The following is a 19,676-nucleotide window of genomic DNA, read 5'->3' as shown; positions in this document are numbered from 1 at the left end:
ATCGGTGCCGGCTGAGGTATCGTGACGGGATCGGGAGGCAGGTGACCGACAGGGCCGGTGTGGACGGCCGGCGCCCGCGCCGTGCGCGGTGCCGAATGAACATCCGTCGCCTGCCCGGGAGGATTCGAACATGGAGTTGAGACACCTCCGCTACTTCGTCGCGGTCGCCGAAGAGCGGAATTTCACGCGGGCGGCCGAGCGGCTGCATATCGCGCAGCCGCCGCTGAGCCGGCAGATCCAGCAGCTTGAGGAAGCCCTCGGCGTGCCGCTGTTCGAGCGCAATGCGCGGCCGCTGAAGCTGACCGACGCGGGCCGCTTCTTCTATTCGCACGCGGTGCAGCTGCTCGCGCAGACGACCGAACTCGAATCGATGACGAAGCGGGTCGGCAAGATCGAGCGCAGCATGTCGGTCGGCTTCGTCGGTTCGACGCTGTACGGGATGCTGCCGAAGATCATCCGGCGCTTTCGCAGCGAGTATCCGGCGGTCGAGCTGAGCCTGCACGAGATGTCGACGATGGACCAGATCAAGGCGCTGAAGGAAGGGCGCATCGACGTCGGGTTCGGGCGCATCCGCCACGAGGATCCGAGCGTGCGGCGCGTCGTGCTGCGCGAGGAGCGGATGATCGTCGCGCTGCCGGTCGGCCATGTGCTGGACAGCGCGAAGCCCGTGCTGTCGCTGCACGATCTCGTGAACGACACGCTGATCATCTTTCCGAAGGCGCCGCGCCCGAGCTATGCGGACCAGGTGCTCGCGGCCTTTCACGATCGCGCGTTGCAGCCGCGCAAGATCTACGAGACGCGCGAACTGCAGATCGCGCTCGGCCTCGTCGCGATGGGCGAGGGCGTGTCGGTCGTGCCGCAAAGCGTGTACGGGCTGAAGCGCGACGACATCAGCTACAAGCCGCTCGACGACCCGAACCTCGTGTCGCCGATCATCATGAGCATGCGGATGCTCGACGAATCGGAGGATCTCCGCGCGATGCAGGCGCTGATCTACCGGCTGTACGACGAGGCGCAGATGGAGTATCTGCCGCCGCAGCCCGAATGAACGCGCGGACGGTGGGGGCTTGCTTGACGCTGCGTTCGGGGGCGGGCCAACATCGCAGGATCCGATACGGCCGCCGAGGGGCGGCCGCTTTCATGCAGACGACACACACATGACCGATATCCCGATCGAGGAGACAACCGTCGAGACGCCGCAAGGGCGCCTCTTCGCGAAACGCTGGCGCGGTGGTCCGACGCAACAGGCGGCGGGGGCGTCGAAGCACCACGCACCAATCGTCCTGCTGCACGATTCGCTCGGCTGCGTCGAACTGTGGCGCGACTTTCCCGCGCAGCTTGCGCGCGCCACGCAGCGCGACGTGATCGCCTACGATCGCCTCGGCTTCGGTCGTTCCGATCGCCATCCGGGAACACTCGGCGCGACATTCGTGCGCGACGAGGCCGATCACGCGTTCGCGGCACTACTCGAACAACTGGGCGTCGACGCGTTCGTCGCGCTCGGGCACAGCGTCGGCGGCGGGATGGCGGTCGGGTGTGCGGCCGCGCATCCGGCGCGTTGCCGCGCGCTCGTGACGATCGCCGCGCAGGCATTCGTCGAGGATCGCACGCTGGCCGGCATCCGCGACGCGGGGCAGCAGTTCGACGAACCGGGCCAGCTCGACCGGCTCACGCGCTATCACGGCGACAAGGCCGAATGGGTGCTGCGCGCGTGGGTCGACACGTGGCTGTCGCCGGCTTTTCGCGACTGGAATCTCGACGACGAATTGCCGCGCGTGCAATGCGCGACGCTCGCGATTCACGGCGAAGACGACGAATACGGGTCCGACGTGCATCCGAAGCGGATTGCCGCGCGTGTCGCGGGGCCGTCGTCGTATCTGTTGCTCGGCCAGTGCGGGCACATGCCGCACCGTGAGCGAACCGGCGACGTGCTGGCCGCCGTCGCGACGTTGCTGCGCGACGCGCTCGCCTGAGCGCTGCAGCCACCGGCGGGCAGGCGCCCGCCGGCCGTCAGAACGCGAGCTGGATGGCGAGGTCGATCGCGAGCACGGCGATCGAGAGGCCGATCCCGAGGACCACGTTCGGCAGCCGGTGCTCGAAGTCGCGATTGTCGCGACGCATCGCGGCGCCGAGCAGGAAGATCGCCTCGACGACGATCTGCAGTCCGACGAACAGCAGCATCAGCAGATACTCGTAACCCATCTGCTTGAACGCGCCGAATTGCATCCCGTGATCGCGGATCCATTGGCCGACGCGCAGCAGTTCGTAAACGAACAGCAAGACGGGAAACAGGTAGCTGATGAAATAGGTCGGCGCGGTGGCGTGCCGTAGTTCGAGGTGGAAGTGCTGATGCGTGGTTGCCATCACGAATCCCTCCTTGCAACGCATGATTGCGGTCGCGACGGCGGCGCGACAACGTGCAAACGAAGGGATTACCCGAGGCGTCGTGCGCGGCCGTACGACATCAGCATACTGCTGCACGGGAAATTTGGCATGCGATGCGTGCGTTCGTCGTAAAAATGCATCTGTGCCGCGCGACGCGTTCGTCGCGTCGTATTCGCCGGAAACGTCGCGTCGACCGTCTCCGTGGCGCTCGCACCCGGCGAGCGCCCGACCGGCCACTGGCCATCGCTCACCGCTTACCGCTCACCGGCGCCGCTCAGCCTTTCGCTTCCGCGCCTTCGACGAACAGCTTCGCGACCGCCTGGAACTCCCGTTTCAGCGACAGCCCCGGCACGGTCAGCCAGCGCAGCATCGCCGCGAGATACAGGTGATGGAACCACGTCGCGAGCTGGTCGGCCCGCAGCGTGCCGTTCAGTTCGCCGGATTGCTGCCCGGCCGCGATCAGTTGCTGCCACACGCGCGTGATATCGCTGCCGTTCTCCCCACCGCTTGCCGGTTCGACCGCGCCGATGCTCAGGAAGCGATGGCGCAGATACGCGAGCAGGTAAGCGGGATGCTGCTCGCACCACGCAGCCGATGCATCGAGCACGCAGCCGATGCGTGACGCGAAGGTCTTGCGCCGCGCGACGTCGCGCTGCAGATGCGCGAGATCGCGTGCGAGTTCACCCTCCAGCCAGTGCGCGAGCACGGCTTCCTTCGTTGCAAAGTGGTTGTACAGCGTGCGCTTCGCGACATCGGCCTGCGCGGCGATCTGTTCCATCGTGACGGCTTCATAGCCGTGCGCGTCGAACAGGCGCGCACCGGTGGCGGCGAGATGCGCGAGCATCTGGATGCGCTTGCGTGCGCGGCGGCCCGGATCGTCGGTCGGAGTCGTCATGGCGGGGGATTGACTGAAAGTGCACGAGTTGCATTAGTATACGACGTGCATTTTTTTGAATCCACCCGTTCCAGCCGGGTACGAGGAGTCACGCATGAAACTCGTCATCGCCACCTACGGCACCGAAGGCGACGCGCGCCCGCTCGCGGCGCTCGGCCGTGCGCTGATCGATGCCGGCCACGATGTCCGGCTGCTGGCCGATGCGGCGACGCTCGGATCGGCCGCGGTGCTGGGCGTACCGTCGGCGTCGTTGTCCGGCGATATCCGCCGGGCGATTGCGCCGGATGGCGCATTGGCCGATGCGGTGCGCGGTCGCGGCGGTTTCAATGACACGTCGAAGGCGCTTGCGGCGATCGCCAATGCGAACACGGCTGCGTGGATGCGCGAAATCGCGGATGCGTCGGCAGGCTGCGACGCGATTCTCGTGTCGGGGCTCGCATCGTTCGTCGGCTTGTCGGTCGCCGAGTATCGCGGCGTGCCGGCGATCGGCACCGGCATGATCCCGATCACGCCCACCACCGAATTCGCGTCGCCGTTCCTGCCGCCGGGGAAATTGCCGCGCTGGCTGAACCGCACGAGCCACCGGTTCGTGAACGCGCTGTTGTGGCAGGCGTTCAGGAAGGCGACGAATGCGGCACGAGCGAGCGTGTGCGGGTTGCCGCCGCGCAAGCATGTATGGACTGACCATCCGATGCTGTACGGCGTATCGCCGGCGCTGCTGTCCGGCCCGGGCGACTGGCCGTCGAATGTACAGGCGTGCGGCCAGTGGCGGATCGATGCGCATGCCTGGGCGCCGCCGCCTGATCTCTCGACCTTTCTCGAAGCGGGCGATCGCCCCGTGTACATCGGTTTTGGCAGTATGGCCGGCTTCGATCGCACCGCGATGATCGATGCGTTGACGCGTGCGCTCGCCGGCCGGCGCGCGCTGTTTTATCCGGGCTGGAGCGGCATCGACGCGTCGATGCTGCCGGCGAACGTTCGCGCGATCGGCGATACGCCGCATGACTGGCTGTTCCCGCGCGTATCGACGGCGATCCATCACGGTGGATCGGGCACCACGCATTCGGCGGCGCGGGCCGGCATTCCGTCGGTCGTCGTGCCGTTCGCGGGCGATCAGTTCTTCTGGGCGAACCGGCTGCACAGGCTCGGCGTGGCGGATGCGCCGGTGGCGGGGCGACGCGTGGACGCCGCCGCACTGGCGCGGGCCATCACATTTGCCGAACGGGACGAAACGAAAGCGCGCGCGATCGAACTCGGCGCGCGCATCGCGCAAGAAGAAGGGTTGAAGGGGGCCGTCAGTGCAATCGAGCGATGGGGGCGTGCCGTAGCGCGGTGAGCCCGCGCATCCACCTCAGAAATGCCCGGTGAACCGGTACCGGCTGCCCGGGTGCCACAGATTGGCGACCGACGCGACCATCCCCTGCGACCACGTGCGCCGATGCAGCAACAGGCACGGCTCGCGGTCGTCCATCGTCAGGTGGCGGCGCGTTTCGGCGTCGGGCATCGCGGCCTCGATCCGGTATTCGACGCGCTGCAGCGGCGCGACGCGCGTCAGGTACTGGTTCGGCGTCGTCGTCGTGAAGTCCTGCAACGCGTATTCGGGCGCGCAGGCCGGATTGACCCAGCGCTCCTCGAGCTGCACGGGCGTGTCGTTCTCGAAGTGCAGCACGCGCGAATGGAAGATCGGGCTGCCCGTGTCGATCTGCAGCTCGTCGGCGAGCTTCGCATCGGCGACGGCCGCGCCGACCTGCAGCACCTGCGCGCGATAGCCGTGGCCGCGCGCGGCGACTTCGTCCGAGATGCTGCGGATCGCGACGAGCGTCGATTCGTACTTCGGCGACGCGACGTACGTGCCGGAGCCGCGCGTGCGCGTGAGCACCTGCTCGGCGGTCAACTCGCGCAGCGCGCGGTTGACGGTCATCCGCGCGACGTTGAATTCGCGCGCGAGCTCGTTCTCCGACGGCACCTGGTCGCCTTCCGCCCATTCGCCGGCATGAATGCGCGCGAGGATGAAGTCCTTGATTTCCTGATAGATCGGTGTGGTCATGGGATCACGATTCGAGAGTCGGCAGCGGCCCGCCGCCGAATGCCGATCCGGCGCGCGCCCGGCGCCGAGTGTACCGGTTTCGCGGACGCGCGGGCCCGGATTCCCCGAATGATCCCTGTTCGGCCGGCGCGCGTCCATGCGGGATTGCACAGAGCGGCCGGCCTTGGGCGGCTGGCGTGCGGTCAGAACCGATGCCGGATGCCCACCGTCCCGACCACCTGCGTGTTGGTCGACGAAGCCGCGAGCCCCGTGACGTTCGCGAAGCCGAGCGTCGCGCCCGCCGGCACGCCGAACTGGTGCTGGTAGACGGTTTCCGCATACACGTCGGTGCGCTTGCTCAGCGCGTAGTCGGCCATCAGCGTCACCTGGTGCCATTTCGGCCGATGGCTGCCGGTTGCGTCGTCGTAGCGGCCGTTGGTGAACGTATAGGCGCCCGCGAACGAGACGGCCGGCGTCAGCGCATAGCGCGCGTTGACCTCGAAGTTGTCGAAGCGCAGCGCATTCAGCGCGCCGGGCAGCGACGACGCAGCCGTTTCGTCAAACATCGAATGCGTCCACAGCGCGCCGACCGTCAACTGGTCGAACGCGTAGCTGCCGCCCGCGCCCATCACGCGCTGGCGCACGGCCGGGAAGTTCGGCCCGTCGTTGGTCGACAGTGCACCGCCGGCCGTCAGCCCGCCGCGGTTGAGCTGCAGGTACGCGGCGCCGAGGCTGACCGGCCCGTTTGCGTACGACACGCCCGCGCTGTATGCGCGGTTGTTCGCAAAGCCGCCGGCCGCGTTGCTGAACCCGTACAGGCCGCCGAACTGCCAGCCGGCGAGCGTCGGGCTCGTGTATTTCACCGCGTTGTCGATGTAGAACGAATCGTCGAGGTTGTCGTTGTCGAACGGATGCGACGCGAGGTTGTTGCCGTCGCCGTTGTTCGCCATCGCGAGCGGGCCGAGATAATCGACCACGGCATCGTATTGGCGGCCGAGCGTCAGCGCACCGTACTGGTCGCTCTGCAGGCCGACGTACGCGCGGCGGCCGAACATCGTGTTCTTGTAGGACTGCGTGCCGTTGTTCAGGTTGAAGCCGTTTTCGAGGCGGAACAGCGCATGCAGGCCGCCGCCGAGATCCTCGTTGCCGCTCAGGCCGAAGACCGTATTCGACAGCAGGCCGCTGCCTTGCTGCCACGCGCTTTTACCCGACTGGTTGTTCGTATAGACGATACCCGCATCGAGCATCCCGTAGAGCGTGACGCTGCTTTGCGCATGCGCGGCGGCGCTGAGGAACGCGAGGGAGAGGGTACCGGCGACTGCTTTTTTCATTGGTTGTGCTTCCTGGAAAGGCCCGTAGCGACGGGAACGACGATCCGGCGCGCGCACCGGCGGCGAGCGTGCGCGGCTCGTGATGAAGACGAACCGCACGCGTTCGCACCGGAGACGCGCGTTCGAATCGATGAAAGGGGAGCGGGCGCGTGACGCGTGTCACGCGCGGCCGCATCGGAGGCCGGCTAGTGCTGCAGCAGGCGGATCGTGCCGAATTCGGCGGCCGGCAGCAGGCGGAGGATCGACAGGATGGCGGGTGACGCCTGCGACCGTGCGACTTCGAGCTCGATGCATGCGCGCCCGGTGCGATTGTCGATCGCGGCCGTATAGAAGTTGAGCGCGGTGCCGACCGCCTGGTGCAGCAGGCGCCGCACGACGGCGAGGTTGTCCGATTCGACGCGGATCGACAGCAGCACGAGCTCGTCGGCAGCGCACCGGCGCCGCGAACGAACGGACGGCAGATCGCGTGAAGCGGCGGTTTCGGTTCTGGTCGGTTTCATGCTGGCATCCCCGGATCGCATCGTGCTCCGCACCGCGGAGATCTCGTCTTGGACATGTCGCCCATTCTAGGAATCGCGGTGAAGATACGGTGTATAGACTCGTATTGGCCCCGAAAAGAACGCATAAAAACGCCATCGCCGCCGGCTTTCGTCTTTACAGCTTTTTTACTCCGCGTAAGGAAATTGAACACCGCTTTGATACGCGGATTTCTACACTGTCGCATCCCATTCGCCAGATGAGCATGGGGGCGTCACACGGGCCTGCGCCGACACGGCGAGGCCCGGTGCACCGACGATCGCGCGGTGTTGCCGCGCATATGAAAAAGGGGAAAGCCATGTTGTGGATCACCGGCGCGTTGTCGCTCGCGCTCTTTATCTATCTGTTTCATGCGTTGATCAAACCCGAGCGGTATTGATTGGCGCGATTCAACAGGAATTCGAAAATATCGGTGAATGTCATGAGCGATCTGCTTTTCATCTTTTTCACGCTCGCGTTCTTTGCCTTGACGGCGGGTTTCATCACCGGCCTTGACCGGATCTGAGCGAGCGTCGACATGTTCAACAATCTCATTCAATTCGCGATCGTTCTCGCGATCATGCTGGCGCTGGTGCCCGTCGTCGGGAAATGGCTCGCGCACGCCTTTACGAGCCCGCGCCACGCGTGGGTCGAACGCCGTACCTATGCGCTGCTCGGCGTGAATCCCGACGAAGCGATGTCGTGGCAGCGCTACGGCATGGTGCTGCTGCTCAGCAATGCCGGGATGATGCTGGTCGGCTACCTGCTGCTGCGCATCCAGGACACGCTGCCGTTCGACGCGCTGCAGCGCGCGTCGCAAAGCCCCGACCTCGCGTTCAACACCGCCGCGTCGTTCATCACGAACACGAACTGGCAGGCGTATGCGGGCGAGAGCAGCCTGTCGAACTTCTCGCAGATGGCCGTCATCACGTTCCTGATGGTGGTCAGCGCGGCGACCGGCGTCGCGGCCGCGGGCGGCTTCATCCGCGGGCTGAGCCGCAAGAGCGCGGCGGACATCGGCAACTACTGGGTCGACTTCACGCGCGTGACCTATCGCGTGCTGCTGCCGCTCAGCTTCGTGATGGCGCTCGTATACGTGTGGCAGGGCATGCCGCAGACGCTCGCGTCCGACGCATGGGCGACCACGCTCGAAGGCGCGCGCCAGCAGATCGTGATGGGGCCCGTGGCCAGCCTCGAATCGATCAAGCATCTCGGCACGAACGGCGGCGGCTTCTTCAGCATGAACGCCGCGCATCCGTTCGAGAACCCGACGCCGCTCACCAACACGCTGCACATGCTGTCGATGCTGCTGATTCCGTCCGCGCTGACCTATGCGCTCGGCACGATGATCGGCCGGCGCCGCCAGGGCTGGGTGATCCTCGCCGCGTTCGTCGTGATGTTCGTCGGCTTCCTGGCCGTGATCTATTCGGCCGAGCAGCACGGCAATCCGCTCGTGACCGGGCTCGGCGTCGACCAGCAGATGAGCGCCACGCAGCCGGGCGGCAACATGGAAGGCAAGGAAATGCGCTTCGGCATCGCGCAGACGAGCCTGTTCGCCACGGTCACGACGGCCGCGACCACCGGTTCGGTCGACGCGATGCATGACTCGCTGACGCCGCTCGGCGGGCTCGTGCCGATCGCGCAGATGATGCTGAACAACGTGTTCGGCGGCGACGGCGTCGGGCTGATCAACCTGTTCACGTTCGCGATCCTCACGGTGTTCCTGGTCGGGATGATGATCGGGCGCACGCCGGAGTTCCTCGGCAAGAAGATCGAGGCGCGCGAGATGAAGCTCGTGATGCTCGCGGTGCTCGCGCATCCGTTCAGCATCCTCGGCTTCACCGCGGTGGCGGCGATGCTGCACGCGACGATGGACAGCCTCGCGAACCTCGGCCCGCACGGCTTCAGCGAAGTGCTGTACGCGTACACGTCGGGCACGGCCAACAACGGCTCCGCGTTCGCGGGCCTGAATGCGAACACGCCGTTCTTCAACACGACGATCGGCTTCGCGATGCTGATCGGCCGCTACCTGACGCTGCTGCCGATGCTCGCGGTCGCCGGCAGTCTCGCCGCGAAGAAGAGCGTGCCGGAAAGCGCGGGCACGCTGTCGACGTCGACGGGCCTGTTCGCCGGCCTGCTGGTCTTCGTGATCCTGGTCGTCGGTGGCCTCACGTTCCTGCCGGCGCTCGCGCTCGGCCCGATCGTCGAGCACCTGATGATGTCGGGCGGCCAACTGTTCTGAGGAAAACATCATGATGCAAGGCAATCGCCAGGCAGCGGCCGCCGCCGCGCCGGCACCCGGTTCTTCGTTCGGCGCGGCGACGCGCGGCCTCGTGCGGCCCGTGATCGCGTCGTCGGTCCTGTTCATGCTCGTCACGGGTGTCGCGTATCCGCTGCTCACCACCGGCGTTGCGAACGTGCTGTTCCCGTCGCAGGCGCGCGGCAGTCTCGTGCAGCAGAGCGGCACGACGGTCGGCTCGGCGGTGATCGGGCAGCCGTTCACGCATGCCGGCTACTTCCACGGGCGGCCGAGCGCGACGGTCGGCACCGATCCGGCCGATCCGTCGAAGACGGTCGACCAGCCGTACAACGCGGCCGGCAGCGGCGCCAGCAACCAGGGTGCCACCAGCAAGAAGCTGCTCGCGGATATTGCGCTGCGTGTGCGCACCTACCGGCAGGAGAACGCGCTCGCCGCCGGCACGCCGGTGCCGGCGGATGCGGTGACCGCGTCGGCATCGGGGCTCGATCCCGAGATCTCGGTCGCGAACGCGCGGCTGCAGGCGGCGCGGGTCGCGCAGGCGCGCGACGTCGATGCTGCGCAGGTCACGGCGCTGGTCGACCGGATCGCGTTGCCGCGCCAGCTCGGCGTGCTCGGCGAACCGCGCGTGCGCGTGCTCGACCTGAACCTCGCGCTGGACCGTGCATTCGGCCACGCGGCCGGCGCGAAGCAATAGCAGGAACCACGGAGTCACTCATGTCCCATATCGAAACCCCGATCAATCCAGTGGCGATGCCGGTCGGCGGCGTGCCGCCGATGCGCTGGACGGCCGTGCTGCGCGAGGCGTTCCGCAAGCTCGCGCCGCGCGTGCAGTTGAAGAATCCCGTGATGTTCGTCGTGTATCTCGGCAGCATCGTCACGACCGTGCTGTGGTTGCAGGCGCTGACCGGCACGGGCGACGCGCCGGCCGGCTTCATCTTCGCGGTCGCGTGCTGGCTGTGGTTCACCGTACTGTTCGCGAATGCGGCCGAGGCGCTGGCCGAGGGGCGCGGCAAGGCGCAGGCCGATGCGCTGCGCGCGGCGCGCAAGCGCGTGTACGCGAAGGTGCTCGACGAGCCGAGGCAATTCGGCAGTACCAGCCATCGCGTGCCGAGCGACGAGCTCGCGGCCGGCAGCATCGTGCTCGTCGAGGCCGGCGACACGATTCCCGCCGACGGCGAAGTGATCGACGGCGTCGCGTCGGTCGACGAATCGGCGATCACCGGCGAATCCGCGCCGGTGATCCGCGAGTCGGGCGGCGATTTCTCGTCGGTGACGGGCGGCACGCGCGTGCTGTCCGACTGGATCATCGTGAAGATCACCGCGCAACCGGGCGAAGCGTTCCTCGACCGGATGATCGCGATGGTCGAAGGCGCGAAGCGCGGCAAGACGCCGAACGAGGTCGCGCTGACGATCCTGCTCGTCGCGCTGACGATCATCTTCCTGCTCGTGTGCGTGACGCTGCTGCCGTTCTCGCAGTTCAGCGTGCTGCTGAATGCGTCGGGCACGGCGGTGAGCCTGACCGTGCTGATCGCGTTGCTCGTGTGCCTGATCCCGACGACGATCGGTGCGCTGCTGTCGGCGATCGGCATCGCGGGGATGAGCCGCATGATGCGCGCGAACGTGCTCGCGACGTCGGGCCGCGCGATCGAGGCGGCCGGTGACGTCGACGTGCTGCTGCTCGACAAGACCGGCACGATCACGCTCGGCAATCGCGAGGCCGTGCAGTTCCGGCCGGCGCCGGGCGTGGACGAGCGTGCGCTGGCCGAGGCCGCGCAACTGTCGTCGCTCGCCGACGAGACCCCGGAAGGGCGCTCGATCGTCGCGCTCGCGAAGCAGCGCTTCTCGCTGGACGTGGTCGCGACCGCCGGCAGCATCACGGTGCCGTTCAGCGCGCGTACGCGGATGAGCGGCCTCGACATCGGCGAACGTCAGGTGCGCAAGGGCGCGGCGTCGGCGATCCGCGCACACGTCGATGCGCTCGGCGGCGTGTTTCCTCAGGCGGTCGAGACGGCGGTCAACGATATCGCGCGACGCGGCGGCACGCCGCTCGTCGTGGCCGACGGTTCCCGCGTGCTCGGTGCGATCGAACTGAAGGACATCGTCAAGCACGGGATCGCCGCGCGCTTCGCCGAGCTGCGCAAGGTCGGCGTGAAGACGGTGATGATCACCGGCGACAACCGGCTCACCGCGGCCGCGATCGCGGCGGAAGCCGGCGTCGACGACTACCTCGCCGAAGCGACGCCGGAAGACAAGCTGCGGCTGATCCGCGAGCACCAGGCGAAGGGCCATCTCGTCGCGATGACGGGCGACGGCACCAACGATGCGCCCGCGCTCGCGCAGGCCGACGTGGCCGTCGCGATGCACAGCGGCACGCAGGCGGCGAAGGAGGCGGCCAACATGGTCGACCTCGACAGCAACCCGACGAAGCTGATGCAGGTGGTCGAAGTCGGCAAGCAGATGATCATGACGCGCGGCGCGCTGACCACGTTCAGCGTCGCCAACGATCTCGCGAAGTATTTCGCGATCATCCCGGCCGCGTTCGTCGCGACGTACCCGGCGCTCGGCGCGCTGAACGTGATGGGGCTGCACAGCCCGACGTCGGCGATCCTGTCGGCGGTGATCTTCAATGCGCTGATCATCGTCGCTTTGATCCCGCTCGCGCTGAAAGGCGTGAAGTATCGCGCGGAGCCGGCCGAGAAGCTGCTGGGGCGCAACCTGCTGATCTATGGCGTGGGCGGGATCATCGCGCCGTTCATCGGCATCAAGCTGATCGACATGCTGTTGACGCCGTTTATCTGACCGAACGCGCCGTCGCGGCCCCGCTCACGCCTTCATGGCGTGCGCGGGGCCGTTCGGCGTTTCAATTGCCGGAAGCGATCATGGATGTGAATGTGAACGTGAGCGAAGCGAATCGACGGGCAACGGGGCCGCGGGACACCGCCGCCCGCCGCAGCGGGGACGGCGTGCGCCGTGACCGCTGGCGTGGCGTGCTGCGCGCGTGCGCGATGCTGGCCGACCGCATCGCGGGCGCCGGGCCCGACACGCAGCCGATGCTGGCCGTGCGCGAAGCGCACCCACGCACGCACGTATGGGTGTCGCGGTACGCGGTGCCGCTGCTGCTCGCCACGCTCGTGTGCGCGCTGGCGACGCTGGCGGCCAGCGCGCTGCTGCGCGTGTTCGACCTGTCGAACGTCGTGATGCTGTTCCTGATGACCGTCGTGCTGATCGCGCTGCGGCTCGGGCGGCTCGCCGGCGCGTGGGCCGCGTTCGTGTGCGTCGGCTGCTTCGACTTCTTCTTCGTCGAGCCGAGGCTGTCGTTCGCGGTGTCGGATACGCAGTACGTGTTCACGTTCGCGTTGATGCTGGCCGTCGCGCTCGCGATCGGCCAGCTCGCGGCGCGCCTGCGTGCGGAGGCGCGGGCCGCACGCGCGAACGAGAAGCGTTCGGCGGCGCTGGCCCGGGTCGCGCATGACCTGTCGGCGGCGATCGAGACCGAGCAGATCGCATCGATCTGCACCGGCACGATCGCGCCGCTGCTCGGCGTGCGCGTCGCACTCGTGCTGCCGGATGCGGATGACCATCTGATGCCGGCGCAGCACGCCCGGTTCGTCGAAGCACCGATTGCCCGCTGGGTCTACGAGAACGCACGTGGCGCCGGGTGCGGAATGCCGCCGTTCGAGCGCGCGGCCGCGCAGTACCTGCCGCTGAAGGCGCCGATGCGCGTGCGCGGCGTGCTCGTGCTGTTCGGCGACGCGCAGCCGGTCCCCACGGACTCCGACGATCGCCGCCTGATCGACGCGCTGTGCTCGTCGATCGCGATGGCGCTCGAACGCGTGCACTACGTCGGCGTCGCGCAGCACACGCTGGTCCGCATCGAAGGCGAACGGCTGCGCAACGCGCTGCTCGCCGCGGTGTCGCACGACCTGAAGACGCCGCTGACCGCGATCCGCGGGCTGGCCGAGACACTGGAGCGGCCCGAGCGGCTGGCCGACGGGCAGCCGGCCGCGCTCGCGCACGGCATCCGCAACCAGGCCGAGGCGCTGCACGGGCTCGTCGTGAACCTGCTCGACCTCGCGCGCATGCAGAGCGAGGGTGTGCGGCTGAATCGCGAATGGCACATGCTCGACGAGATCGTCGGCAGCGCGCTCGCGCATTCGGCCGGCGTGCTGGCCGGCCGCGACGTGAGCACCGACTTGCCGGCCGACCTGCCGCTGATCGACGTCGACGCGCTGCTGATCGAACGCGTGCTGATGAACCTGCTCGACAACGCATCGAAGTACGCGGGCACGGACGCGGCCGTGGCGGTGCGGGCGCGCGTGTTCGGCGAAACGCTGTACGTATTCGTCGAGGACGACGGGCCCGGCTTCATCGCGCGCAACACCGAGCCGCTGTTCGAGCCGTTCGAGCGCGAACGCAAGGAATCGTCGATCAGCGGCGTGGGGCTCGGGCTCGCGCTGTGCCGCAGCATCGTCAACGCGCACGGCGGCTCGATCCGCGCGGTGCCGCTCGATCCGCACGGCGCGCGGTTCGAGATTCGCCTGCCACTGGGCGCGCCGCCCGATATCGAACACGAGAGCCGGACATGATCAGATCGCGCGTACTTATCGTCGAGGACGAATCGGACATCCGCCGTTTCGTGCGGATGGCGCTGGAACAGGAGGGGCTCGACACCTGCGAGGCGTCGACGGCCCGCGAGGCGCGGATGTATGCGTCGAGCAGCAAGCCCGATCTCGTGATCGTCGATCTCGGGCTGCCGGACGACGACGGCAAGACCTTCATCCGCGAGCTGCGCGAGTGGTCGACGGTGCCGGTGATCGTGCTGTCGGCGCGGCAGCAGGAAGTGGAGAAGGTTGCGGCGCTCGATGCGGGCGCGGACGATTACCTGCCGAAGCCGTTCGGCGTGCCCGAACTGCTCGCGCGGGCACGCGCGCAGTTGCGGCGCGCGGCGTTCGTATCGGCCGACGGGCAATCGTCGTCGATCGTGCGGTTCGGCGACGTGACCGTCGATCTCGGCAAGCACGAAGTCGCGCGCGGCGGCGAGCCGGTCCACCTGACGCGTCTCGAATTCCGGCTGCTCGCCGCGCTGATTCGCGCGCGGGGCGGCGTGATCGCCGCGCGGCAATTGCTGGCGGAGGTGTGGGGCATCCATGATGCCGACCGCGCGCATTACGTGCGCGTGTACATGACGAACCTGCGGCAGAAGCTCGAACCGGTGCCGGCGCGCCCGCGGCACCTGCTGACGGAATTGCAGTTCGGCTACCGGCTGGTCGGTCTGGAAACGGTCGGGATGGCGGACGGGCCGCGCGGTGCGGCGTAGCCAGGTCTAGACAAGTGAAAGCCGGCTCACGGCGGCGTGCGACCGTCTGGAGAAAGCTGTTGTTTAGTTTTTTGTAATTCGTAATTAATTGAAGATAAAGGAAAATTCACATTCGTTAAACAATCCGCCGACAACTAGAGATAAACACGGATTGCTGGCGCACCCGCTGAAAAGGCAAAGTTGTATGTACAACTTGGGGCGTCGCCGGAAAGGGCGGTCTCCGGGTTGGAAGGGTTTGCGGCGGCGCCGCCCGACGGGACCCTCGCCCAGTTCGCCTTTGACAGGAACGCCATGAAGAAACTCGCGCTCAGTATTGCCCTTGCCTGCATCGCGGTCGGTGCCCACGCCAAGGATTGGTCGACGATCCGGTTCGGCGTCGACGCCAGCTATCCGCCGTTCGAATCGAAGGACGCAAGCGGCAAGGTCGTCGGCTTCGACGTCGATCTCGGCAACGAGATCTGCGCCCGCCTGAAGGCGAAATGCGTGTGGATCGAGAACGACTTCGACGGGATGATTCCCGCGCTGAAGGCGAAGAAATTCGACGGCGTGCTGTCGTCGATGTCGATGACGCCGGCGCGCGCCGAGCAGATCGCGTTCTCCGACAAGCTGTTCAACACGCCGACGCGCCTCGTCACGAAGAAGGGCGCGAACCTGCAGCCGACGGCGGAATCGCTGAAGGGCAAGTCGGTCGGCGTCGAGCAGGGCACCATCCAGGAAACCTACGCGAAGGCCTACTGGGCGCCGAAGGGCGTGCGGGTCGTGCCTTACCAGAACCAGGACGGCGTGTACCAGGACCTGATGTCGGGCCGTCTCGACGCGGCGCTGCAGGACGCGGTGCAGGCCGACATCGGCTTCCTGAAGACGCCGCGCGGCGCGAACTTCGAATTCGCCGGCAAGGACATCGACGATCCGAAGACGCTCGGCAACGGCGCGGGCATCGGGCTGCGCAAGGACGACGCCGACCTGAAGGCGAAGATCGACCACGCGATCGCCGACATCATCAAGGACGGCACGTACAAGAAGCTCGAGAAGAAGTACTTCGCGTTCGACGTCTACGGCGGCTGACGCTCCATGCGGCGCGCATCGGTTGCGGTGTGCGCCGCGTCTGTCGTGGGTGCGGCCCGCTTCGCGTGACGCGTCCGACTTGATGAGCAGGTTGCATCAGGTAGTGCGTAGATATCGTTTGATACCCGGGTAATGGCTATTGACAATCCAGCCACATCGTTCTGGATCCCTCCTATGATCTTCCAAGGATTTGGCCCGCTGTTGTGGGCCGGCACGGTGGAAACCGTGAAGCTCGCGGTGCTGTCGCTTGCGGCGTCGCTCGTGCTGGGCCTCATCGGCGCAAGCGCGAAACTGTCGACGAACCGCGTGCTCAAGTCGATCGGCACCTTCTACACGACGCTGATCCGCGCGGTGCCGGACCTCGTGCTGATGCTGCTGCTGTTTTACGGGATCCAGATCCTGCTGAACCACTTCACCGACATGCTCGGCTGGGACCAGATCGACATCGATCCGTTCGTGGCCGGTGTCATCACGCTCGGCTTCATCTACGGCGCGTACTTCACCGAGACGTTCCGCGGCGCATTCCTCGCGGTGCCGCGCGGCCAGCTCGAAGCGGGCTTCGCGTACGGGATGAGCGGCTGGCGCGTGTTCCGCCGCATCCTGTTCCCGCAGATGATGCGCTTCGCGCTGCCCGGCATCGGCAACAACTGGCAGGTGCTCGTGAAGGCCACCGCGCTCGTGTCGATCATCGGCCTCGCCGACGTCGTCAAGGCGTCGCAGGACGCGGGCAAGAGCACGCTCGATTTCTTCTTCTTCACGCTGGCTGCAGGCGCGATCTACCTCGCGATCACGACGGTCTCCAACGTCGTGCTGCATCACCTCGAGAAGCGTTATTCCGTCGGCGTCCGGAGGCTCGCACTGTGATCGAACTCGTCAGCCAGTACTGGCAAAGCTATCTCTACACCGACGGCTACCGTTTCAGCGGCCTCGCGATCACGCTGTGGCTGCTGGTCGTGTCGATCGCGCTGGGCTTCGCGCTCGCCGTGCCGCTCGCGATCGCGCGCGCATCGTCGAACCGCTGGATCTCCGGCCCGGTGTGGCTCTATACGTACGTGTTCCGCGGTACGCCGCTCTACGTGCAGCTGCTGATGTGCTACACGGGCATCTACAGCCTGCAGGTCGTGCACAACCACGTGCTGCTCGACACGTTCTTCCGCAATGCGATGAACTGCACGCTGCTCGCGTTCGTGCTGAACGAATGCGCGTATGCCACCGAGATTTTCGCGGGCGCGATCAAGGCGACGTCGGCCGGCGAGATCGAGGCCGGCATGGCCTACGGGATGTCGCGCTTCAAGCTCTATACGCGGATCATCCTGCCTTCCGCGCTGCGCCGCTCGCTGCCGAGCTACAGCAACGAAGTGATCCTGATGCTGCACGCGACGACGCTCGCGTTCACCGCGACCGTGCCCGACATCCTGAAGGTCACGCGCGACGTCAATTCGGCGACCTACATGTCGTTCCAGGCCTACGGCATCGCGGCCGTGCTGTACGCCGTCGTCGTGTTCACGCTCATCTGGGCGTTCCGCAAGCTCGAGACGCGCTGGCTCGCGTACCTCTCGCCGCGCGGCCATTAACGCATTCGCAAGATTCGCAAGGAAGGACCCAGCATGTACAAGCTTACCGTTGACAACCTGCACAAGAAGTTCGGCGACAACGAGGTGTTGAAGGGCGTGTCGATGAAGGCGAAGGCCGGCGACGTGATCAGCATCATCGGCTCGAGCGGCTCCGGCAAGAGCACGTTCCTGCGCTGCATCAACTTCCTCGAGCAGCCGTGCTCGGGGCAGATCACGATCGGCAGCGAGCCGATCCAGACCACGCGCGACCGCAACGGCTCGCTGCGCGTGGCCGACCAGAAGCAGCTGCAGCGGATGCGCACCAAGCTGTCGATGGTGTTCCAGCACTTCAACCTGTGGGCCCACATGACGGTGCTCGAGAACATCATCGAAGCGCCGATGGCCGTGCTCGGCGTCGGCAAGGACGAAGCGATCGCGCGGGCGCGCAAGTACCTGGAGAAGGTCGGCCTCGCGCCGCGTGTCGAGGGCATGTATCCGTCGCACCTGTCGGGCGGCCAGCAGCAGCGCGTGGCCATTGCGCGCGCGCTCGCGATGGAGCCGGAAGTGATGCTGTTCGACGAGCCGACGTCCGCGCTCGATCCGGAGCTCGTCGGCGAAGTGCTGAAGGTGATGCAGAAGCTCGCGGAGGAAGGCCGCACGATGGTCGTCGTCACGCACGAGATGGGCTTCGCGCGCAACGTGTCGAATCACGTGATCTTCCTGCATCAGGGGAAGATCGAGGAGGAAGGGAATCCGCAGGAGATTCTCGTGAATCCGAAGAGCGAACGGCTCGGGCAGTTTCTGTCGGGGCGGTTGAAGTAAGCAGGCAGGCGGCGTCGCGGATTACCCGGGACGCCGCACCCTGGAACGCTAAATGCTTGTCGCATGTGATCCCTTCGACGAAGGAGCACCGCGATGAGCACACCGACCACCACCGCCTTTTCCCATGTGAAGCCACAGGACACCGCGTATCGCGGCGAAGGCCTGCGCGACTTCTTCCTCTATCGCGATCTCGGTATCGCAGCCGCGACGAACGGCAAGGTCGTCGCGCAACTCGTCCGGGCGAATCATGCACCGGAGGCGGGCACCGGCTGGCACCGCCACGAGGCCGAGTTCCATATCGTGATCATGCTGAAGGGCTGGGCGCGCTTCATGTACGGCGAGCAGGAAACGCTGGTGGCGGCCGGCGACTGCGTGCATCAGGCGCCGGGGATCGTCCACTACCTGTTCGACTACTCGCCGGACATGGAGTACCTGGAGATCGTCGGGCCCGCCGATTTCAAGTCGATCGATGTCGAAGGGCCGTGCGCGGTGCCGCCGCCGACGCCGTGGGGTGAGGCGGGGGCGTAGCTGCGCGGTATTCCGGCACGCATCATCCGCACGCTTGTGATCAACCGCCTTCGGGGCGGTTTTTTCGTTGCTTCTGTCGCGGAAGCTTCCGTGTAATCCACTTTCCCTTTCGTCACATTCTTTCGAATTCCGAATGGTCGCGAAGCTGAAGATCCGGAAAGAAAAGAAAGACATTCGTCAGCTTCGATGCGTTGACGGCGTCGCGATGTCAAAGATCGTCAATTGTGCGTGGGTGCGGTGCACGGCCTGTCGACGTCCGGCGTTAAGGAGATACAGCCGGATCACCGGTTGGGTTACCCGGGAGAGTTTCATGAAGCGCATCGCGAAGATCCTGACGGCCACCGCAGTGGCATGTGCCGTTCTTGCTCCGGCACTGGCCGAAGCGCATTCGCACCGTGTGTGTCATTTCGATCATCACCACCATCGCGTGTGCCGCTGGGTGCGGTAACCGCGACTTTCCCGGGGAAACCCGGAACGCATGCTTCATTCAGGCAAATCAGGAGAGGACTATGAAAAAGACGATGTTGATCGCCGCGCTGGTCGCCGGCATGGGTATGTCGATCGGTGCGTTCGCGCAGGTTCCGGCCAGCGCGCCGGCCGGCACGACCGGTCTGTGCAAGGACGGCTCGTTCTACTCGGGCGCGTCGAAGAAGGGCGCGTGCGCGGGCCATAAGGGTGTGAAGACCTGGTACGGCGCATCGTCGGCGGCAGCCGCGAGCGCACCGGCCGCAGCGCCGGCCATGGCAGCCTCCGCATCCGGCACCGCGCCGGCGAAGAGCGCGGCAGAAACGACCGCGGCGGCAGCGCCGGGCGGCGGCGCGGGCAAGGTGTGGGCGAACGACAGCACGAAGGTCTATCACTGCTCGACCGACAAGTACTACGGCAAGACGAAGCACGGCAGCTACATGTCGGAAGCCGACGCGAAGGCGAAGGGCTACCACGCGTCGCACGGCAAGGCCTGTTCGTAACGCAGGCTGA

The 19,676-nt window shown here is 66.5% G+C and carries 21 protein-coding genes; 15 read left to right on the top strand and 6 right to left on the bottom strand.

Annotated elements, in window-relative coordinates; genetic code table 11:
• Window positions 1–130 precede the first annotated feature (130 nt).
• A complete protein-coding gene (locus F3J15_RS00770) occupies window positions 131–1,048 on the top strand; it encodes a LysR family transcriptional regulator (RefSeq protein ID WP_069250953.1) in 918 nt (305 codons plus the stop codon).
• A gap of 109 nt (window positions 1,049–1,157) precedes the next feature.
• Window positions 1,158–1,973, top strand: a complete 816-nt coding sequence (locus tag F3J15_RS00765; RefSeq protein ID WP_166886514.1) for an alpha/beta hydrolase — start codon at window positions 1,158–1,160, stop codon at window positions 1,971–1,973.
• Window positions 1,974–2,010: 37 nt separating this feature from the next.
• On the opposite strand, the gene F3J15_RS00760 is transcribed toward F3J15_RS00765, so the two are convergent.
• Together F3J15_RS00760 and F3J15_RS00755 are read right to left on the bottom strand one after the other, a co-directional pair.
• Window positions 2,011–2,364 (bottom strand): hypothetical protein, encoded by a 354-nt coding sequence (locus F3J15_RS00760; protein WP_166886511.1) that lies wholly within the window; start codon window positions 2,362–2,364, stop codon window positions 2,011–2,013.
• 295 nt (window positions 2,365–2,659) lie between these two features.
• Window positions 2,660–3,280: a TetR/AcrR family transcriptional regulator gene (locus F3J15_RS00755; RefSeq protein WP_166886508.1), complete on the bottom strand. Its 621-nt coding sequence runs from the start codon at window positions 3,278–3,280 to the stop codon at window positions 2,660–2,662.
• 94 nt (window positions 3,281–3,374) lie between these two features.
• Here F3J15_RS00755 and F3J15_RS00750 point away from each other — a divergent pair, with 94 nt between their 5' ends.
• Window positions 3,375–4,616, top strand: coding sequence for a glycosyltransferase (locus F3J15_RS00750; RefSeq protein WP_166886505.1), 1,242 nt, complete (start codon window positions 3,375–3,377; stop codon window positions 4,614–4,616).
• Window positions 4,617–4,631: 15 nt separating this feature from the next.
• Here the strand turns inward: F3J15_RS00750 and hutC are convergent, their stop codons facing one another.
• The 4 genes from hutC to F3J15_RS37625 all read right to left on the bottom strand — a co-directional run bounded on the left by hutC (window position 4,632) and on the right by F3J15_RS37625 (window position 7,712).
• On the bottom strand, window positions 4,632–5,327 hold the full coding sequence (gene hutC / locus F3J15_RS00745) for a histidine utilization repressor (RefSeq protein WP_089428141.1): 696 nt from the start codon (window positions 5,325–5,327) through the stop codon (window positions 4,632–4,634).
• A gap of 182 nt (window positions 5,328–5,509) precedes the next feature.
• The gene (locus tag F3J15_RS00740; protein WP_166886502.1) at window positions 5,510–6,637 is read right to left on the bottom strand and encodes a porin; all 1,128 of its coding nucleotides are present in this window, start codon (window positions 6,635–6,637) and stop codon (window positions 5,510–5,512) included.
• Window positions 6,638–6,822: 185 nt separating this feature from the next.
• Window positions 6,823–7,137 (bottom strand): hypothetical protein, encoded by a 315-nt coding sequence (locus F3J15_RS00735; protein WP_166886499.1) that lies wholly within the window; start codon window positions 7,135–7,137, stop codon window positions 6,823–6,825.
• A 251-nt stretch (window positions 7,138–7,388) separates the two neighbouring features.
• Window positions 7,389–7,712, bottom strand: a complete 324-nt coding sequence (locus tag F3J15_RS37625) for a hypothetical protein (protein WP_240158652.1) — start codon at window positions 7,710–7,712, stop codon at window positions 7,389–7,391.
• Here F3J15_RS37625 and kdpA point away from each other — a divergent pair.
• From kdpA to F3J15_RS00665, 12 genes are all read left to right on the top strand, one after another.
• On the top strand, window positions 7,692–9,395 hold the full coding sequence (gene kdpA / locus F3J15_RS00720) for a potassium-transporting ATPase subunit KdpA (protein WP_166886493.1): 1,704 nt from the start codon (window positions 7,692–7,694) through the stop codon (window positions 9,393–9,395). The two genes, F3J15_RS37625 and kdpA, sit on opposite strands and share 21 nt — an antisense overlap.
• Window positions 9,396–9,405: 10 nt before the next feature.
• A complete protein-coding gene (kdpC, locus tag F3J15_RS00715; RefSeq protein ID WP_205190624.1) occupies window positions 9,406–10,107 on the top strand; it encodes a potassium-transporting ATPase subunit KdpC in 702 nt (233 codons plus the stop codon).
• 80 nt (window positions 10,108–10,187) lie between these two features.
• Window positions 10,188–12,212, top strand: coding sequence for a potassium-transporting ATPase subunit KdpB (gene kdpB / locus F3J15_RS00710; RefSeq protein WP_205190633.1), 2,025 nt, complete (start codon window positions 10,188–10,190; stop codon window positions 12,210–12,212).
• Window positions 12,213–12,292: 80 nt separating this feature from the next.
• Window positions 12,293–13,999: a DUF4118 domain-containing protein gene (locus tag F3J15_RS00705; protein ID WP_166886490.1), complete on the top strand. Its 1,707-nt coding sequence runs from the start codon at window positions 12,293–12,295 to the stop codon at window positions 13,997–13,999.
• The gene (locus F3J15_RS00700; protein ID WP_089447251.1) at window positions 13,996–14,730 is read left to right on the top strand and encodes a response regulator; all 735 of its coding nucleotides are present in this window, start codon (window positions 13,996–13,998) and stop codon (window positions 14,728–14,730) included. The genes F3J15_RS00705 and F3J15_RS00700 overlap by 4 nt, the downstream gene beginning before the upstream one ends.
• Before the next feature lie 291 nt (window positions 14,731–15,021).
• Window positions 15,022–15,795, top strand: coding sequence for an ABC transporter substrate-binding protein (locus F3J15_RS00695; protein ID WP_089486337.1), 774 nt, complete (start codon window positions 15,022–15,024; stop codon window positions 15,793–15,795).
• 174 nt (window positions 15,796–15,969) lie between these two features.
• Window positions 15,970–16,659: an ABC transporter permease gene (locus F3J15_RS00690; RefSeq protein WP_089447252.1), complete on the top strand. Its 690-nt coding sequence runs from the start codon at window positions 15,970–15,972 to the stop codon at window positions 16,657–16,659.
• Window positions 16,656–17,369 (top strand): ABC transporter permease, encoded by a 714-nt coding sequence (locus F3J15_RS00685; RefSeq protein WP_011355969.1) that lies wholly within the window; start codon window positions 16,656–16,658, stop codon window positions 17,367–17,369. Before F3J15_RS00690 ends, F3J15_RS00685 begins: the two co-directional genes overlap by 4 nt.
• 33 nt (window positions 17,370–17,402) lie before the next feature.
• Window positions 17,403–18,170 carry an ATP-binding cassette domain-containing protein gene (locus tag F3J15_RS00680; RefSeq protein ID WP_039344915.1) on the top strand — a complete coding sequence of 256 codons (768 nt, stop codon included), beginning with the start codon at window positions 17,403–17,405 and terminating at the stop codon, window positions 18,168–18,170.
• 93 nt (window positions 18,171–18,263) lie between these two features.
• Window positions 18,264–18,698, top strand: coding sequence for a cupin domain-containing protein (locus F3J15_RS00675; protein WP_069250965.1), 435 nt, complete (start codon window positions 18,264–18,266; stop codon window positions 18,696–18,698).
• A gap of 310 nt (window positions 18,699–19,008) precedes the next feature.
• Window positions 19,009–19,146, top strand: a complete 138-nt coding sequence (locus F3J15_RS37620) for an HHHH-motif protein (RefSeq protein WP_167347852.1) — start codon at window positions 19,009–19,011, stop codon at window positions 19,144–19,146.
• 61 nt (window positions 19,147–19,207) lie between these two features.
• Window positions 19,208–19,666, top strand: a complete 459-nt coding sequence (locus tag F3J15_RS00665; protein ID WP_166886487.1) for a hypothetical protein — start codon at window positions 19,208–19,210, stop codon at window positions 19,664–19,666.
• Window positions 19,667–19,676: the final 10 nt, after the last annotated feature.

Source organism: Burkholderia sp. Ap-955, assembly GCF_011753045.1.
In the GTDB taxonomy this organism is placed as follows: Bacteria; Pseudomonadota; Gammaproteobacteria; order Burkholderiales; family Burkholderiaceae; genus Burkholderia; species Burkholderia lata_D.
The sequence above is the reverse complement of the archived record's forward strand: the minus strand, read 5'-3'. Positions and strand labels throughout refer to the sequence as shown.

Coding starts and splice junctions, on each gene's coding strand:
- F3J15_RS00770 (WP_069250953.1), top strand. CDS start 131: ATGGAGTTGAGACACCTCCGCTACTTCGTCGCGGTCGCCGAAGAGCGG.
- F3J15_RS00765 (WP_166886514.1), top strand. CDS start 1,158: ATGACCGATATCCCGATCGAGGAGACAACCGTCGAGACGCCGCAAGGG.
- F3J15_RS00760 (WP_166886511.1), bottom strand. CDS start 2,364: ATGGCAACCACGCATCAGCACTTCCACCTCGAACTACGGCACGCCACC.
- F3J15_RS00755 (WP_166886508.1), bottom strand. CDS start 3,280: ATGACGACTCCGACCGACGATCCGGGCCGCCGCGCACGCAAGCGCATC.
- F3J15_RS00750 (WP_166886505.1), top strand. CDS start 3,375: ATGAAACTCGTCATCGCCACCTACGGCACCGAAGGCGACGCGCGCCCG.
- hutC (WP_089428141.1), bottom strand. CDS start 5,327: ATGACCACACCGATCTATCAGGAAATCAAGGACTTCATCCTCGCGCGC.
- F3J15_RS00740 (WP_166886502.1), bottom strand. CDS start 6,637: ATGAAAAAAGCAGTCGCCGGTACCCTCTCCCTCGCGTTCCTCAGCGCC.
- F3J15_RS00735 (WP_166886499.1), bottom strand. CDS start 7,137: ATGAAACCGACCAGAACCGAAACCGCCGCTTCACGCGATCTGCCGTCC.
- kdpA (WP_166886493.1), top strand. CDS start 7,692: ATGTTCAACAATCTCATTCAATTCGCGATCGTTCTCGCGATCATGCTG.
- kdpC (WP_205190624.1), top strand. CDS start 9,406: ATGATGCAAGGCAATCGCCAGGCAGCGGCCGCCGCCGCGCCGGCACCC.
- kdpB (WP_205190633.1), top strand. CDS start 10,188: ATGCGCTGGACGGCCGTGCTGCGCGAGGCGTTCCGCAAGCTCGCGCCG.
- F3J15_RS00705 (WP_166886490.1), top strand. CDS start 12,293: ATGGATGTGAATGTGAACGTGAGCGAAGCGAATCGACGGGCAACGGGG.
- F3J15_RS00700 (WP_089447251.1), top strand. CDS start 13,996: ATGATCAGATCGCGCGTACTTATCGTCGAGGACGAATCGGACATCCGC.
- F3J15_RS00695 (WP_089486337.1), top strand. CDS start 15,022: ATGAAGAAACTCGCGCTCAGTATTGCCCTTGCCTGCATCGCGGTCGGT.
- F3J15_RS00690 (WP_089447252.1), top strand. CDS start 15,970: ATGATCTTCCAAGGATTTGGCCCGCTGTTGTGGGCCGGCACGGTGGAA.
- F3J15_RS00680 (WP_039344915.1), top strand. CDS start 17,403: ATGTACAAGCTTACCGTTGACAACCTGCACAAGAAGTTCGGCGACAAC.
- F3J15_RS00675 (WP_069250965.1), top strand. CDS start 18,264: ATGAGCACACCGACCACCACCGCCTTTTCCCATGTGAAGCCACAGGAC.
- F3J15_RS37620 (WP_167347852.1), top strand. CDS start 19,009: ATGAAGCGCATCGCGAAGATCCTGACGGCCACCGCAGTGGCATGTGCC.
- F3J15_RS00665 (WP_166886487.1), top strand. CDS start 19,208: ATGAAAAAGACGATGTTGATCGCCGCGCTGGTCGCCGGCATGGGTATG.